Genomic DNA, 16,253 nt, shown 5'->3' on the forward strand with positions numbered 1-16,253 from the left:
TTGGGTTAATGGCGGCACAGGGACGTGTCGCCGTCGGCCATCAGGCCGACGCGAGGCCGCACCCCACCAGCAGATCCGCGCATCTGCGCCAGTGTGGTGCGGACGACAATCAAATCGATCAGGATGAGCTATTTGATTGCCATGTTAATAGCCTGGCATACCGCTTTTCGATCGGCATACCAATCGCAAGTCAGTATGTCAGGCTCATTGGTTCAGGCGGCAACTTCGACCGGTTCTACTCGATGGCGCCGTCGCTCCACCAGGCGTCGCACACCAACGTAGAACAGTGGTGTCAGCAGCAGGCCGAATACAGTGACACCGATCATGCCGTAGAACACTGCCACCCCCATGGCCTGGCGCATCTCGCTGCCCGCGCCGGTGGCCAGCATCAGCGGGATAACACCGGCGGAGAATGCCACGGAAGTCATCAGGATCGGTCTCAGGCGCAGCCGGCACGCGGTGAGCACGGCCTGAACACGGGATTCGCCACTCTTCTGGCGTTCACGAGCGAACTCCACCAATAGAATGGCGTTCTTGCAGGCCAACGCGACCAGCACGATCAACCCGATTCGAGTGAAGATATTGTTGTCCCCCTGGCTGAGCCAGACGCCCGCCATGGCCGACAGCAGCGTCATGGGCACGATCAGGATGATCGAGAAGGGCAGCGACCAGCTTTCGTACTGGGCGGCCAGCACCAGGAACACCAACAACACGACCAGCGGGAAGATATACACCATGGTGTTGCCGGCCAGCTCCTGCTGATAGGTGACCTCCGTCCACTCGTAGTCGATTCCCTCCGGGAGCTGCGCGGCGAGAATCTCCTCGATGGCCTGTTTGGCCTGATCGCTCGATACCCCCGGCGCCGGGGAGCCATTGATGTCAGCACTGACGAAGGTGTTGTAGTGCATGACCCGATCCGGCCCTGTGGTCGGGGTGATAGAGACGAAGCTACCCAGTGGAATCATGCGCCCATCAGTGCTGGCCACCTTGAGCTGCCGAATGGATTCGGGGTCGAGTCGCCAGGCGGCATCAGCCTGGGCACGGACCTGATAGGTACGGCCAAAGCGGTTGATGTCATTGACGTAGAGTGAGCCCATGTAGACCTGCAAGGTGTCGAACACCTTGTCCAGCGGCACACGCATCAACATGGCCTGTTCACGGTCGACATCGATATCGAACTGCGGTACCTGGATACGGAAGCTCGAATAGACACTGGTCAGGCGTGGGTCCTGCTGGCTGGCATCGACCACCTGCTGCACGGCGTTGAACAGGCCCTCGAATCCCTGGTTACCGCGGTCCTCGAGTTGCAGCTTGAAGCCACCGGTGGTGCCCAGGCCCAGAATCGGCGGTGGCGGGAATACCGCGACAAAGGCCTCATCGATGGTCGAGAAGCGAGCATTGAGTTCCGCGGCAATGGCGTTGGCGGAGAGCTCGGGCGACTGCCGCTCCGCAAAGGAATCCAGCGTCGTGAAGACGATGCCTGAGTTCGATGCATTGACGAAGCCATTCACCGAGAGGCCGGGGAAGGCAACGGTGTGGGTTACCCCTGGCGTGTCCAGAGCGATACTCTGCACTTCATCGATAACCTCGCTGGTGCGCTCGAGACTGGCCGCATCCGGGAGCTGCGCCATGGCTACCAGGTATTGCTTGTCCTGGGATGGGATGAAACCACCGGGTACGGCATCGAACACCTTGACCGTGAGCAGCAACAGCCCGAGATATACCACACCGACGACAATGCCAAAGCGCAGCAGACGCTTGATCAGCCCGGTGTAGCCGCGTGACAGGGCAGAAAATACCCGATTGAAGGGACTGAACAGCCAACTGCCGAACACGGTATTGATGATACGGGTGAGCCGATCGGGCGGGGCATCATGGGGCTTGAGCAACAGGGCCGCGAGCGCTGGGGACAGCGTCAGTGAGTTGAATGCCGAAATCAGCGTCGAGATGGTGATAGTCAGCGCGAACTGCTGATAGAACTGTCCACTCAGCCCGCTGATGAAGGCGGTAGGTACAAAGACCGCCGTCAGTACCAGCGCAATGGCAATGATCGGACCAGTCACCTCGGACATGGCGATGCGAGTTGCCTCGTACGGCGAGTGGCCCAGCTCGATGTTGCGCTCGACGTTCTCCACCACCACGATGGCGTCATCAACCACGATGCCGATGGCCAGTACCAGACCGAACAACGACAGGGTGTTGATCGACACCCCCAACAACTGCATGACGGCGAAGGTACCGATCAGCGAAACCGGCACGGCAATCAGCGGGATCAGCGAGGCACGCCAGGTCTGCAGGAACAGAACCACCACCACGACGACCAGCATGATGGCTTCCACCAGGGTATGGACGACCGCCTCGATGGAGCCGCGGACGAATACCGTGGGGTCATAGACGATGTCGTAGCTGACGCCGTCCGGGAAGCGTTGCTGAGCCTCGGCCATGTAGGTACGAACGGCATCCGACAGGGCGATAGCGTTCGAGCCCGGTCGCTGGAAGATCGGCATGGCCACGGCATCGAAGCCATCCAACTGCGCGCGCAGGGCATACTGATCGGCACCCAGCTCGACACGGGCCACATCACCAAGGCGGGTAATACGGCCGTTGTCATCGACACGAATGACGATGTTGCGGAACTCTTCTGGTGTCTCCAGCCGTCCCTTGACGTTGAGTAGCTGCTGGAACTGACTGTGATCAGCACTGGGCTGGGCGCCGAGGCTTCCCGCGGCAACCTGTTGGTTCTGCGCCCGCAGTGCGCTGATCACATCATCGGCACTCAGACCTCGTGCGGCAACGGCATCGGGATCAAGCCACACGCGCATGGCATATTCACCGGCGCCGAACAGCTGCACGTCACCGACACCATCCAGACGAGCGATATCATCCTGCAGATTCAGCCGGGCAAAGTTGGACAGCCATAGCTGGTCATAGCGTCCGTCCGGCGAGGTCAGGTGGACCACCATGCTCAGGTTGGGAGAAGACTTCTCGGTGGTGACCCCCAGCGCCTGAACCTCCTGCGGCAGGCGTGGCGTGGCTCTGGCAACGCGGTTCTGGACATTGACCTGAGCCTGGTCGAGGTCGGTGCCCAGGGCGAAGGTGACAGTCAGGGTGAGATTGCCATCGGCAGTTGCCTGGGAATCCAGGTACAGCATCCCCTCGACACCGGTGATTTCCTGCTCCAGTGGTGTTGCCACCGTGCGCGCGATGACATCCGGGTTGGCCCCCGGATAATTGGCGCGCACCACTACCGTGGGCGGAACCACCTCGGGGTATTCCGACACCGGCAGTTTGACCAACGCCAGGCTGCCGGCGACCACGATCAGGATGGACAGGACCGCAGCGAATACCGGCCGGCGGACAAAGAAGTTCGACAGGTTCATGAACGCTCCCTGTTGTCCGCGGCGATGATGGCTTTATCTGCCGCCAGCGGAGGGGTATCGCGGAGTTGTGCGGCAAGGCGGCTGGTGCGCTCCGCCAGACGAGCCAGGCTTTCACTGTCTGGCCCCGGTACCAGGCTGGCCTCGACTGCCATGCCCGGGCGTACCTTGGCGGGACCTGCCGCAACAACCTGCTCTCCACCCTCGAGGCCGGAGGTGATTTCACGCCAGGCGCCAAAGCGACTGCCAATGGTGACCGAGCGGTAGGTTACCTGGCCGGTGTCGTCGACAACCAGCACGAAGCGGGAGTCGAGGTCAGTGCCGACAGCTCGGTCAGGAATCAGCACGCCAGGCTGTTGGCGGGCGGCGGCGATGCGAATACGGGCAAAGGCGCCCGGGCGCAATGCTCCATCGGTGACCGGGACACGAGCACGCACGCGCAGGGTGCCGGTGTCCGCATCGACGCGATTGTCGATGAAGTCGAGGCGACCGTTGTAGGCAAAGCCATCCTGACCGGACAGTTGCAGCTCCACCGGCCAATCGTTGGTGGCACTCAGTTGGGCAAAGTCGCGGTTCCAGGTACGTTCGTCGATGTCGAAATAGGCGTCCACGGCAGCGGTGCTGACAAGGGTGGTCAGGACGCTCTCGCCGTTGGTTACCAGATTGCCTTCGGTCAGGTTAGCGTTGGAGATCCGCCCACTGATCGGGGCGCGTATCCGGGAGTGGTCGAGGTCGAGTTGTGCGCTGTCCAGCTGTGCCGACAGTGCTGCAACCTGAGCGCCCAGCCCACGAGCATTGGCGCGTCGTGCTTCGGCTTCCTCGCGCGACATCAGGTTGCGTTCGATGAGCTGACTGGCACGATTGGCCTCGCCCTGAGCCTGGGCAAGTTCGGCACGCCCGCGTTCCAACTGTGCCTCGAGCTCACGTATGCGTGCCTCGAAGGGCGCCGGATCCAGCGCTACAAGGAGATCTCCCGCTTCGACCCTGGCACCTTCGGTGAACAGGATCTCATCGATCTGGCCACTGACCCGTGGGCGTACCGTGACGCGCTCGGGAGCCTCCAGGCGAGTGGTGTATTGATGCCAGGTGGCGATGGGTTGGCGCACGGCCTCGACCACTTCGATGGTGGGGACTGGGGCACTGGTGGTCGCCGCATCGTCCGCCCCCTGGCTGGGCTGGCAGGCGCTCAGGGCCAGACTCAGTGAGCCCATGATGCCGATCAATGCCCAGGCTCTGAAGCCCCTGCGCTGCGCTTTTGACGGGGTATGGAGCAGGGATGGATGGGTGGAAACAGACAATAGGGGTTCCGAGGACTGCGATCGGGCCGCATCCGCAAAGAGGTCTATGCTTGGCATGGCAGCAATGGTCCTGAAGGAGATTGGCAGCCAGTGTAAGGGTGAAAACAGGGTTGTATTAGACCGGTCGGTCGCACATGATTGTTGCTGTGATTGCACGCAATGAAAAATGCCGATGGCAGCTTGAATCACCGAAGCCCTTTCCCTGGCTCAAGGGGAGAGTCTGTGCTGTTGGGGATTTCTAGCTCGAAACTGCACTGGAGCCCTGGATGGATACGCCGAGTCGCATTCTGATGCTGGTGGAAGTCGCGGAGTTGGGAAGCTTTTCCGAGGTTGCCAAGCGTCGCGAGATGGATAGATCCGTTGTCTCGAAACACATTGCCCGGCTCGAGCAGGAGCTCGGGCTCAGGCTGATCAATCGCTCGACTCGCTCGTTGTCATTGACCGAGGCCGGACAGGCCATGGTCGAGCAGGGGCGCTCGTTGCGCGAGTGGATACATGACACCGAGACCATGGCCGAAAGCCTCGGTCAGGGCTTGAGTGGGCGCCTCAAGATCAGTGCTCCCGGGGTGCTGGGTCGTTGTATTGGTTTTCACGCCATGCGCAGCTTTCACGCCCAGTACCCGGATGTGGAGTTTGATCTGCAGTTGGAGGAGCGGCGTGTGGACCTGATTGCCGAAGGCTATGACCTGGCACTGCGAGTCGGTGATCTGGAGGATTCCAATCTGATTGCACAGCCGCTGGCCCTCAATCATCTGCTGATCGGGGCCAGTCCCGATTTCATTGCCCGTGTCGGCGAACCGCGTGATCTCAAGCAGTTGGCATCCCTGCCTGCGTTGACCTGGTCGTCACGCGACCTGCAGGTCGACTTCCTGCGCTATCGTGACGCCAATGGTGTCGTGCAGGAGCAGCAACTCAACACGCTTGTCCGTACCAGCGAAGTGGAAGTGATTCGCAATGGTGTGCTTGCCGGCATGGGGATTGGCGTACTGCCGGCCTTTGCTCTCGGCAATGATGTGCGTGATGGCTCGATCATTCCGCTGATGACCGATCTGCCACTGGAGCCTTTCGGTGTCATCAACATGATCTACCCCCATCGCCAGCTGCCGCTGCGCACGCGCCTGTTCATGGACATCATGCGCGAGACGATAGGATCGCCACCGATGTGGGAACAACGCATCCCGGGGTTCGACAGCATGTACGGCAAGCGCCGTGAGGCGCCTGCCGCAGTCCAGACAAGGGCTTCCGGCAGCGTGCTGGAGCCGGTGCCGTCGAGATCGATGAAATGTACGCCATGCGCGCTGGACGACCTGATGGCGCGTCCTGCGGGCCAGGCTCAGGAAGAAGCCTCAAGCCTGGTGGAAGAGCTCACGTAGGTGAGTGCGGTATGCGTCGCAATGGGCCTCGATATCCGGAGCCTTGATCACATCGTTGGCGAGGAAGGTCGGCAGGGCACTCATGCCCAGGAATTCGTGGGCCTTGTGCATGGGGAAGTAGACACCATCGACACCCTTGCCGTCGAAGAAGTTGCCGGGCTCCTCGAAGGCCTCGCGCGGCGCATTCCATGTCAGTGACAGCATGTAGCGGCGGCCCTGCAACAGACCACCGCTGCCATACTGGCGCTGGGGGTCCTTGCGTGAGCGACCGTCGCTGGCATACAGACGACCATGGCCGGTGGTCAGCACTTCGTCGAGGTAGCGCTTGACCGTCCAGGGCGCCCCCATCCACCAGCCGGGCATCTGATGGATGATCACATCCGCCCACAGCCACTTCTCGACTTCGGTTTCGGCGTCATAGCCATCATCAACGCGGGTTTCCTGCACCTGGTGGCCCATCTCCACCAACTCGCCTCGGGCCAGATCGTGAAGGGTGTCGTTGTAGCGTCCACCGGAGTGGGCGTAAGCCTTGGCACCATTGATCAGTAAGATGTTCATTTGGACTCCGTGCCTCATTCAGTCGTCGTTCCGCAGGGCGCCGTCATTTCAGGAACAGTGAGCGTCCGCAGATGTCAGCCAGACAGAAGAAAAAAGATAGCTGGCTAAATAGTGCCGCGAGTCTGACGGAGACCGAAGCCGTGAACAAGCGTCAGGAGTGCAAAACACCTTTACGCTGGTGAGGGTAATCGCTGGTGAAGGTAATCGCTGGTGAGGGTAATCGCTGGTGAAGGTAATCGCTGGTGAGGGTAATCAATGGGAATGTGGGGAGCGTGTGGGGACCGTGACCGACGGGAGCCGGTCACGGCATTGGCGTCAGACCGTCTGGGGAGTGCGATGACGGCGGTGGTGACGGATGGCAAGCAGGATGGAGACCGCCGCCAGCACCAGCAGAGCCAGAGAGATCGGGCGGGTGAGGAACAGCATCCAATTGTCGTCCGACATCAGCGCACGGCGCAGATTGGACTCGGCAATCGGGCCGAGAATCACGCCCAGCACCAGTGGTGCCAGCGGGTAGTCGAGCTTGCTGAGAAGATAGCCGAAGGCGCCGACGCCCAGCAGCAGGTAGATATCAGTGATCCGATTGTTCAGGGCAAAGGCTCCGATCACGCAGCACACCAGCACCACCGGCACGATGATGGAACGCGGGATGGCGGTCACGCGCAGGAACAGCCGCATGCTGAACAGACATACCACCAGCACCATGGCAGCGGCTACCAGCATGGCCATGAACATGCCGTAAACCAGGTCGCCGTGGTCGAGGATCAGTCGTGGGCCAACACCGATGCCATGAACCATCAGCGAGGCCATCAACACGGCATCCACGGCGCTGCCGGGAATCCCCAGAGCAATCATCGGAATCAGGCCGCCGCCCGAGGTCGCCGAATTGCCGGATTCCGAGGCAATCACGCCTTCGGGGGTACCGGTACCGAAGGTTTCGGGATGCTTCGAGGCGCGCCTGGCCTGGTCATAGGCGAGCAGGTTGGCGATGCTGCCACCGGCGCCGGGAACTGCGCCGATGAATACGCCGACGAAGGACGAGCGTATCAGGTTGACGGGATAGCTGAGTGTCTCGCGCATGCCGTCCATCGGGCGGAAGGAGACCTCCTTCGGCATCATCGGTCTTCCGCTGGCGACGTCATCGGCATCCTCGACTTCCGACATCAGCTGGCTGACGGCAAAGATGCCGATCAGTACCACCAGGAAGGGGAAGCCATTGGCAAGCAGGTCGCTGTCGAAGGTGAAGCGTGGTACGCCCATCATCGGATCGGAACCGACGGTGGCAATGAACAGACCCAGTAGTCCGCTGAGCAGGCCCTTGAGCATCGATTTGCCAACCAGGCTGGCGACCACGGTCATGGCGAAGATGATCAGCGAGAAATACTCCCAGGCGCCCAGCTTGACGGCCACCAGTGCCAGCGGAGGAGCGGCCACCATCAGCACAATGGCACTGATCAGCGCGCCGAAGAACGACGCCCAGATGCCCAGCGCCAGAGCGCGGCCAGGCTGGCCGGCACGGGCCATGGGAAAGGCATCAAAGGTAGTGGCCACCGATGAGGGGGTACCGGGAATCCCCAGCAGTGCGGCCGAGATCAGGCCACCGGAATAACCACCGACATACACCGCCAGCATGGTGGCAACCCCCTGCAGCGGGGGCATGGCGAAGGTCAGGGGCAGGGTCAGTACAATGGCCATGGTAATGGTGAAGCCGGGTATCGCCGAGGCGATGACTCCGGCAACCACCCCCAGCAGCATGGTGGCCATCGTGGAAATCGTGAAGAGCTGGTCCATGCCGGCCAGCAGGGCATCCATCATGATGACGTTCCTCTGTGATGCCTAATCTTGTGATGCCTGATCTTGTGAGGCCTGATCTTGTGATACCTGATCTTGTGATACATGGCCTTGTGAAGATCGGCTCTGCGATGAGTGGCCATGTCAACCGAGCAGGCCACGTGGCAGGCTGATGACGAAGACCTCGCGGAACAACAGGTCGATACCGAACGAGAAGCACAGGGCGATGATCAGTGCGATGCCCAGACCTCTGGCAGTGCGCGCGCCGAGTAGCCACTGACCGGCCAGCAGGAAACACAGCGAGGCCAATGCGAAGCCCAGCCAGGGCAGGCAGAGGATGTAGGCACCGAGCAGTACCAGCACGCCGAAGGCCAGACGATGGCGTCGCAGCCATTGCACGACCATGCCGGGCTCGCCGGGTTGCAGAGTACGCAGGCGGCGGGCCTCCTTGAGCATGATGGCGAGGTTGATCAGCACCAGAATCGCCAGGATCAGGCGCGGGAAACTGCCGGAGCCGAGTGGCTCCCACATCGAGGATGGCAGTTCCCCAGCGCGCAGGAACAGGCCGGCAAACAGCAGCGCGAGGATACCGTTCAGCACCAGGTGTGCGACAGGCTCGCCGCGCCCCCCAGACCTGGCAGGCCTATCAGACCCAGCAGACCCAGCAGACCCAGCAGATCCCGTAGGGGAGTTGGGCCGTTCCTCCGCGGAGGAACGGCTGGAGGATGGCGTACTCATCTTGCCAGCTTCCCTGCCAGGCGCTCGATGGTGGCGTTGGTCTCTTCGAGGTACTGGGCGAATGCCTCGGGGCCTTCATAGACCACACTGGCACCGGCATTGTGGACTTCCTCGGCGAACTTCTGGTCCTGGCTCATGGCCTCGAAGGCGGCCGCAAGCGTATCGACCTGGGCCTCGGGGGTTCCTGCTGGCGCCAGAATGCCGCGAACGATGTTCAGCTTGAGTTCGGGGTGCCCCAGCTCGGCGAAGGTCGGCACATCCGGCGTCTCTTCCTGACGCTCCTCGCTGCCGACGGCGAGGAAGCGCAGGTCGCCGTTCTTGACGAACTCCCCGCTGGACGAGATATCACCGATCGCGGCATCGATGTGACCACCGACCAGAGCGCGGATACGTTCACCTGTGCCTTCGAAGCCGACATAGCGGAACTCCAGGCCTTCGGCGTCTTCCATCATCGCGCCGTGAAGGTGGGGGACGCCGCCGAGCGTCACGCCGAAGCGGATCTCGCCGGGATGCTCACTGGCGTACTCGACGAATTCCTCGTAGGTGGAATAGGGCCCATCGCCGGGCACGGTCAGATACTGCGGTGACTGGGTAACCGCGGCCACCGGCGTGAAGTCGTCCCAGTTCTGCGGTGTCAGGCCGGTATGGTGAGCAACCATCAGACCCTCGTGAACCTGACCAACGGTGTAACCGTCGGCATCACGGCGAGCCAGTTCCTTGAGTCCGGTTGTGCCACTCACCCCCGGCATGTTGATGACCGGCATGGCTTCGCCGAGATATTCCTCGGCATGATGCGAGACCAGTCGCATCAGGGTATCGCTGCCGCCGCCCGGCGACCAGGGGACGATGAATTCCACCGGCTTGTCGGGGTAGTTGTTTTCCTGGGCCTGAGCAGTGGAGGCCAGGCCCAGGCTGGCAATGATCAGACCCAGACCGGTAATGAGGGGTGCTGTGGTTATGGTAACGGCACGTTTCATTGTCGGATTCCTCGCTATTGAGTTGTTGTTGAGGTGTTATTGATGGGGTGTAGCGGGTATTGCGTCATGGGTGGATGAAGCGGAACGCTGGGCTCAGCCCAGCAATAGCGCGCCATAGCCGAGGCCAAGGCACACCACCAGTGCAGGATGGACACGGGTCTTCAGCAGCAGCAGCGCTGCCACTGCGCCAATGATCAAGGTGTGCAACCAGCCGGAGGTATCGACGCCTTCCTGCAGGAAATTCCAGGTCAGCCCAGCCATCAGCACCATCACCACGGGCCTGACCCACTGGCTCATCGACTTGACCTTGATCGAGTTGCGGTAGCGGTACAGTGTGCCCAGCGCCGCAATCATCAGCAGTAGCGAAGGGCCAACGGTAGCGAGCACAGCGACGAAGGCGCCGCCGACACCGGCGATGTCATAGCCGATATAGCCCGCCATCTTGGTGGCAATGGGGCTGGGCAGGGCATTGCCGAGAGCCAGAGTCTCGGCAAACTGCTGGTGTGTCATCCAGCCATAGGTGCCGACTACCTCGTTCTCGATCAGCGGAATGATCGCCGGACCACCGCCGTAGCCGACGATGTTGGGGATGAAGAACGCGAGGAACAGCTGCCAGTAGATCATGGTGCAGACTCCTCGCCTTGTGCGCGTTTGCGGTCGGGATTGGGATCAGGACGTAGCAGGGCAGCGATCAGAATGGCACCGATCACCAGTCCTGGATGGACGCCAAGTACCAGAATAAGTACAGCAGCGGCTGCGCCGGTTGCCAGCGTGGCCACCAGGCCCATACCGGCACGGGACTTGGCGAAGAAGTCCCAGGTCAACTGGGCCATCATCACCATCACCACCGGCACCACACCCAGTCCCATGCCGTGTACCCAGCGCTGGTCACCGTAGCGGGCATAGAGTCCCAGCAGGCCGATCATGGCGACGATCAGCGGCACGATAACGGCAATCACCGCGTTGATCGCCCCCAGGGTGCCGCCGACACGATAGCCGATGTACCCCGCCATCTTGGTGGCAATAGGGCCGGGCAGCGTGTTGCCGATGGCCAGCACATCGGCGAAAGCTTCGTCCTCCATCCAGGCATGGCGCTTGACCACTTCCTGATGAACCAGCGGAATCATCGAAGGACCGCCACCGAAGCCGAAGATGCCGATACGAAAGAAGGCCATGAACAGCTGACCCTGCAGCTTGAGGCCTCGGGCCTTGAGGTCCTGTGTCTCGGAAGAATCATCGGCCATGGTTACAGCACCGCGATGGCAGCATCGGTGCGTGGCTCGGTGCCACCGCAGTAGATGCCGGTCTGTGGGTCACGCAGGATGACCTGACCGCGGCCGTAGCTGCGATTGTCATGGGCGACCTGCATGTCGTGCCCACGAGCCGACATGGCACGCACCAGGGCCGGTGAATAGCCGTGCTCAATGCCGATGGTGCGCTCGCCCATCCACTGCCAGCGTGGGGCGTCCAGTGCCGATTGTGGATTGAGGCCGAAATCGACCAGGTTCATTACCACCTGAACATGGCCCTGGGGCTGCATGAAACCGCCCATTACACCAAAGGGCCCCAGTGCCTTGCCGTGCTGAGTCAGGAAACCGGGGATGATGGTGTGGAAGGTCTTCTTGCCGGGCTGCAGGCAGTTGTCGTGGTTCTCATCGAGGCTGAAGTCGTGGCCGCGATTCTGCAACGCGATGCCGGTGTCCGGAACCACGATGCCCGAGCCGAAGCCGTGATAGTTGCTCTGGATGAAGGACACCATGTTGCCGTCGGCATCGGCGGTGGCCAGGTAGACCGTGCCGCCGGCACTGGGTTTGCCCGGCTGCGGATCGATGGCCTGATCGCCGATCAAGTCGCGGCGTTGCTCGGTGTAGGCATCCGACAGCAACTGCTCGACCGAATATGTCATGTGATCGGGCTGGGAAATATGTGTCTTGCCGTCGGTGTAGGCCAGCTTCATGGCCTCGAGTTGCCGATGCAGCAGCTCCGGGTCGTCGCGATGTGCAGGTGGGAAGCCATCCAGGATGCGCAGCGCCATCAATGCCACCAGGCCCTGACCATTGGGGGGAATTTCCCACACATCGACATCGCGATAGCGGGCCGAGATCGGGTCGACCCATTCTGGGTGATAAGCGGCCAGATCCTCCTTGCGCAGATAGCCTCCGGTTTCCCGGGAGAAGGCATCGATCCGTTCGGCCAGTTCGCCACGATAGAAGCTCTCTGCCTGACTCTTGGCGATGCTTTCGAGAGTGCGGGCCTGGGCCTCGCAACTCCACCAGGCGCCGGCTTCGGGGGCCTTTCCATTCGTGGTGAAGGTCTCGAACCAGGGGCGGGTCGCGTCTCCTTCGAGGTGACGCTTGAAATTGGCGGTATCGCGCTGCCACAGACTGGCGATGATCGGTGAGACTGGAAAACCCTCTCGAGCCAGGCGGATGGCGGGCTCTAGCAGGCTGGCGAAGTCGAGCTTGCCGAAGCGGCGCGACAGTTCCGCCCAGGCCGATGGCGTACCGGGCACCGTGACCGGAGTCCAGCCGTAGAGCGGTACGTTGCTGTGGCCTGCCTCGAGGACTGCATCCCGTGTCAGCGTGGCGGGAGCCGTGCCACTGGCGTTCAAGCCATGGAGCTGGCCATTGCCCTGGTCGTCGCTGGCGATCCATACCAGCGCGAAGGCATCGCCGCCAATACCGCATCCGGTGGGCTCGACAACGGTCAAGGCCGCCGCTGTGGCAATGGCGGCATCCACGGCATTGCCACCCCTGGCAAGAATATCGCGACCAACCTGTGCCGCCTGGGGCTGGGACGCCGCCACCATGCCGTTGCGGGCATAGGTGGGACTACGACGAGACGGATAGGGCGTCATGTCGGGATAGCGCGTGGCGTCGGAATAGGATGAGGCAAGCGTGGTCATGATGGCTCCAGTTGCAATGATCGAATGGTGCGCCAGTCGCTGTTGTTGCGCTGACTGCTGGCGCACTGACGGTTATCGGGCTGTCTGTTATCGAGTCGGGTGCGAGGTGCTCAGGTGCTGTGACGCCTGAGCATCTGCCTGACGGTGGCCGAGGCCGATCCCGGTCACCACATAGAACAGCGAGAACAGGATGGCGCCGTAGCAGAGAATGGCATAAAGGAAGAAGTCTGCCGTGGCGACACCCAGGGTGGCGGCGGTGAAGGCTCCGGTGACGCCCCAGGGGACCAGCGGCGACAGGGTGGTGCCGGTGTCTTCGAGAATGCGTGAGAGGTTCTTCGTCGGCGTGCCACTGTTGGCGACCAGCGGGCGCAGCAACGGCCCCAGCAGTGAGAAGGTCACGTAGTAACTGCCGGTCAGCAGGAAGGCCAGACCATGCAGGCCCATGGCGCCACCGAGCACCTGGCGGCGACCGGCATGGCGCTTGTTGAGCATGGCAATGGCAGCATCAAGGGTACCGGCGCTCTTGAAGGGCGTGCCCAGCACGGCAGCGGCAATGAGTACCGCGACAGTGGACATCATGCTCTGCAGTCCGCCGCGGGAGAGCATGCCGTCGATCATCTCGTTACCGGTGCTGGAGGCATAACCGCCGTTCATGGCCTGGCCGATGTCGCCGAGGCTGGCACCCTGCAGGACCAGGGCAATGGCGGCGCCACTGACGATACCGAGGGCAAAGGACGGCAGCACGGGTTTCTTGAGCAGAATGCAGCCGAATACCACCAGGGGCGGCAACAGGGTAATCGGGTTGGTACTGAACAATTGGTGAAGGGTCGACACAATGTCGGCCGCCTGGCCGGAGATACCGGACTGAGTCCCTTCGATGCTGCTGCCCAGCCAGGCATAAACGGCGAGGGCGATAAGGTATGCCGGCAGGGTGGAGTACAGCATATGGCGAATATGGGTGACGATATTGACCTCGCACACCGCTGAGGCCATGACGGTGGTATCCGACAGCGGTGACAGCTTGTCGCCGAAGAAGGTGCCGGTGATGATTGCCCCAGCGGCCCAGGCGGGGGGGACATCAAGGCCGATGGCGACGCCCATCAGTGCAACGCCAATCGTGCTCAGTGTCCCCCAGGACGTGCCGGCCATGATCGACATCAGCGAGCAGGACAGACAGGCGACCACCAGAAACAGGGCAGGTGAGAGTAACTCGAGTCCAAGCGTGACCATGGCTGGGATGGTGCCCGAGAGCATCCATACGCCGACCATCATGCCAACACAGATCAGGATAAGGATCGGTATCAGCATTGCCTGGATGCCACTGAGCAGATCGGCTTCCAGCCGTGCCCAGGGAATGCCCCACACCAGGCATAGGGACATGGCCAGACTGCCGGCAACGATCAGTGCAACGGCTGTCGGGATACCCAACAGCATGATGGCAATCAGCAGGCTGCCGATGGCAACGCACAGCAGGACGAGGTGGCGGACTCCGCCTTGCAGAGCAGGCTCGGGAGTCGTCGCAGTTTGACTGGAACTGGTCATGGAGAGACCTCTGAACAGGGTGTTATCGTTGTTGTGATCGAAGGCTGCGATGTATTTCCATGCGCAGCCGCCTCGATTCTGTCGAGCTGGCAAGTCTGTCGGACTGGCAAGTCTGTCGGATTGGCAAGACATGGGCTCGATTGTTGTGTGAAAAATCGCTTGGTTTTGAAATAATCGATTTTTTGCGACTATGCCCTGGTGTCCAGCCGACGTCAATCGACTGCCTGGGCTTGAGACTTGAGCTGAGATATAAGCTGAAACGTGGGCCTCAGGCAGATTCAAGGGTGGTGATGAGTGAGTGGTGATATGACGATTTCCCCTTCAGCGGTAGACGGGGCTGTCAGCGAGACCGCTGCCAGTCAGGCCTTCGAGGCCATCAAGCGTGACCTGATTCGGGGGCGCTTTGCAGCTGGCGAAAAGCTGGCCATCAGTGCCTTGAAGGCGGAATATCAGGTGGGGTTGAGCCCGCTGCGCGAGGCACTCAATCGCCTCTCGGCCTATGGCCTTCTGGAACAGCACAACCAACGCGGCTTCCGAGTCCCACCGTTATCGGAGCAGGAGCTGGAAGATATCGCCAGACTGCGCATTCAACTGGAATGCATGGCCTTGACTCAGGCCATGCAGCAGGGCGATGCAGAGTGGGAATCTCAGTTGCTGGCGGCACAGCACCGTCTATTGCGAGCGGATCAGCAACCCAGTCAAGTGGAGCAATGGGAGCAGGCCCACCTGCGGTTCCACCGAACCTTGCTGGCCCCCTGTGGATCGCCCTGGCTGCTGCGCTTCATTGGTCAGTTGCATGACCAGTTCGATCGTTATCGTCGTCTGGCCCCTCCCAACCCGGCCATTCGCGCACAGCTGGATGCACAGCACAGCGAACTGGTGGAAATGGCGCTGGATCGACGCATTCAGGACGCCCGCAGCCTGCTGGAACAGCATATCCAGTTGTCATGGCAGGTGGCTCAGGGAGCCACCGGCTGTTGAGCGTGGCTCGTCGGTCAACTGAAGGCACGGCGATAGAGACTCAGGTAGCGTTCCTTGGAGGGCAGTAGGTGCTCTCGGCACAACTGACGCAGCCTTTCACGGTCCTGGTCGCGGATGGCATCGAGCATGGCGTGGTGCTCTCGACGTGCCTGAGACAGGCTTTCCTCGTCGGCAATGGCGATGAAGCGGATGCCATGGGCACGCTGGGCGAATTCGTTGATGGTCTGATACAGATAGGGATTGCCGGTCGCGGCGAACAGGGTGCGGTGAAAGGCGATGTTGAGGTGAAATACCTGACGCAGATCGTGCCTGTCCACGGCGGCACTGTACGCCTGATGCACGCTTTCCAGTTCCTCGAGCCACTCGGCGGGAGCGGGAAGGGGCAGGGCATCGACACCTGCCAGTTCGAGAATCTCGCGCATCGCGTAGAGGTTCTCGACTTCTTCCGGTGTCCAGGTCTTGACGAAGGCACCGCGATTCTTGATGCGCTCGACCAGGCCGATGGTCTCGAGTTGAAACAGGGCCTGCCGCACCACATGGCGTTTGCCGCTGAAGCGCTCGATCAGGTCTTCCTCGACCAGACGCTCTCGAGGGTGTAGCCGGCCCAGGACAATGTCCTCCTCAACGGCGGCGACAATATCCTCGACTCCGGTACTGGTATCCGCCGCTGGTGTGGCGCGGACAGTTGAAGACGGATTTCCCATGCTCGCTTC

At 61.5% G+C, this 16,253-nt stretch carries 13 protein-coding genes; 2 read left to right on the forward strand and 11 right to left on the reverse strand.

Annotated features, from left to right (window positions below; all coding sequences use genetic code 11):
* Positions 1 to 212: 212 nt before the first annotated feature.
* Both BUE38_RS00680 and BUE38_RS00685 read right to left on the reverse strand, forming a co-directional pair.
* On the reverse strand, positions 213 to 3,380 hold the full coding sequence (locus tag BUE38_RS00680) for an efflux RND transporter permease subunit (RefSeq protein WP_073433112.1): 3,168 nt from the start codon (positions 3,378 to 3,380) through the stop codon (positions 213 to 215).
* Complete coding sequence (locus BUE38_RS00685) at positions 3,377 to 4,675, reverse strand: efflux RND transporter periplasmic adaptor subunit (protein WP_159438828.1); 1,299 nt, start codon at positions 4,673 to 4,675, stop codon at positions 3,377 to 3,379. The genes BUE38_RS00680 and BUE38_RS00685 overlap by 4 nt, the downstream gene beginning before the upstream one ends.
* A 266-nt stretch (positions 4,676 to 4,941) precedes the next feature.
* On the opposite strand from BUE38_RS00685, the gene BUE38_RS00695 reads away from it, so the two are divergent.
* The gene (locus tag BUE38_RS00695; protein ID WP_073433115.1) at positions 4,942 to 6,048 is read left to right on the forward strand and encodes a LysR family transcriptional regulator; all 1,107 of its coding nucleotides are present in this window, start codon (positions 4,942 to 4,944) and stop codon (positions 6,046 to 6,048) included.
* On the opposite strand, the gene BUE38_RS00700 is transcribed toward BUE38_RS00695, so the two are convergent.
* The 8 genes from BUE38_RS00700 to BUE38_RS00735 form a co-directional block, all read right to left on the reverse strand.
* Positions 6,022 to 6,606 (reverse strand): NAD(P)H-dependent oxidoreductase, encoded by a 585-nt coding sequence (locus BUE38_RS00700; protein WP_073433116.1) that lies wholly within the window; start codon positions 6,604 to 6,606, stop codon positions 6,022 to 6,024. The two genes, BUE38_RS00695 and BUE38_RS00700, sit on opposite strands and share 27 nt — an antisense overlap.
* A gap of 315 nt (positions 6,607 to 6,921) precedes the next feature.
* Positions 6,922 to 8,421, reverse strand: a complete 1,500-nt coding sequence (locus tag BUE38_RS00705) for a tripartite tricarboxylate transporter permease (protein WP_200802121.1) — start codon at positions 8,419 to 8,421, stop codon at positions 6,922 to 6,924.
* Positions 8,422 to 8,541: 120 nt separating this feature from the next.
* Positions 8,542 to 8,997 carry a tripartite tricarboxylate transporter TctB family protein gene (locus tag BUE38_RS00710; protein ID WP_073433117.1) on the reverse strand — a complete coding sequence of 152 codons (456 nt, stop codon included), beginning with the start codon at positions 8,995 to 8,997 and terminating at the stop codon, positions 8,542 to 8,544.
* A 134-nt stretch (positions 8,998 to 9,131) separates the two neighbouring features.
* Positions 9,132 to 10,112, reverse strand: a complete 981-nt coding sequence (locus tag BUE38_RS00715; protein WP_073433118.1) for a Bug family tripartite tricarboxylate transporter substrate binding protein — start codon at positions 10,110 to 10,112, stop codon at positions 9,132 to 9,134.
* A gap of 93 nt (positions 10,113 to 10,205) precedes the next feature.
* The gene (locus tag BUE38_RS00720) at positions 10,206 to 10,736 is read right to left on the reverse strand and encodes a chromate transporter (RefSeq protein WP_073433119.1); all 531 of its coding nucleotides are present in this window, start codon (positions 10,734 to 10,736) and stop codon (positions 10,206 to 10,208) included.
* Positions 10,733 to 11,356 carry a chromate transporter gene (locus BUE38_RS00725; protein ID WP_084541639.1) on the reverse strand — a complete coding sequence of 208 codons (624 nt, stop codon included), beginning with the start codon at positions 11,354 to 11,356 and terminating at the stop codon, positions 10,733 to 10,735. Before BUE38_RS00725 ends, BUE38_RS00720 begins: the two co-directional genes overlap by 4 nt.
* 2 nt (positions 11,357 to 11,358) lie before the next feature.
* On the reverse strand, positions 11,359 to 13,017 hold the full coding sequence (locus tag BUE38_RS00730) for a gamma-glutamyltransferase family protein (RefSeq protein WP_234986722.1): 1,659 nt from the start codon (positions 13,015 to 13,017) through the stop codon (positions 11,359 to 11,361).
* Between the two features lie 87 nt (positions 13,018 to 13,104).
* Positions 13,105 to 14,559: a Na+/H+ antiporter NhaC family protein gene (locus tag BUE38_RS00735; protein WP_073433120.1), complete on the reverse strand. Its 1,455-nt coding sequence runs from the start codon at positions 14,557 to 14,559 to the stop codon at positions 13,105 to 13,107.
* Between the two features lie 306 nt (positions 14,560 to 14,865).
* Between BUE38_RS00735 and BUE38_RS00740 the strand changes: the two genes are divergently transcribed.
* Positions 14,866 to 15,540: a GntR family transcriptional regulator gene (locus tag BUE38_RS00740; RefSeq protein ID WP_073433121.1), complete on the forward strand. Its 675-nt coding sequence runs from the start codon at positions 14,866 to 14,868 to the stop codon at positions 15,538 to 15,540.
* A 14-nt stretch (positions 15,541 to 15,554) separates the two neighbouring features.
* Here the strand turns inward: BUE38_RS00740 and BUE38_RS00745 are convergent, their stop codons facing one another.
* Positions 15,555 to 16,244 carry a GntR family transcriptional regulator gene (locus tag BUE38_RS00745; RefSeq protein WP_073433122.1) on the reverse strand — a complete coding sequence of 230 codons (690 nt, stop codon included), beginning with the start codon at positions 16,242 to 16,244 and terminating at the stop codon, positions 15,555 to 15,557.
* Between the last annotated feature and the right edge of the window lie 9 nt (positions 16,245 to 16,253).

The sequence above is a fragment of the Halomonas cupida genome, from assembly GCF_900142755.1.
GTDB classification, from domain to species: Bacteria; Pseudomonadota; Gammaproteobacteria; order Pseudomonadales; family Halomonadaceae; genus Halomonas; species Halomonas cupida.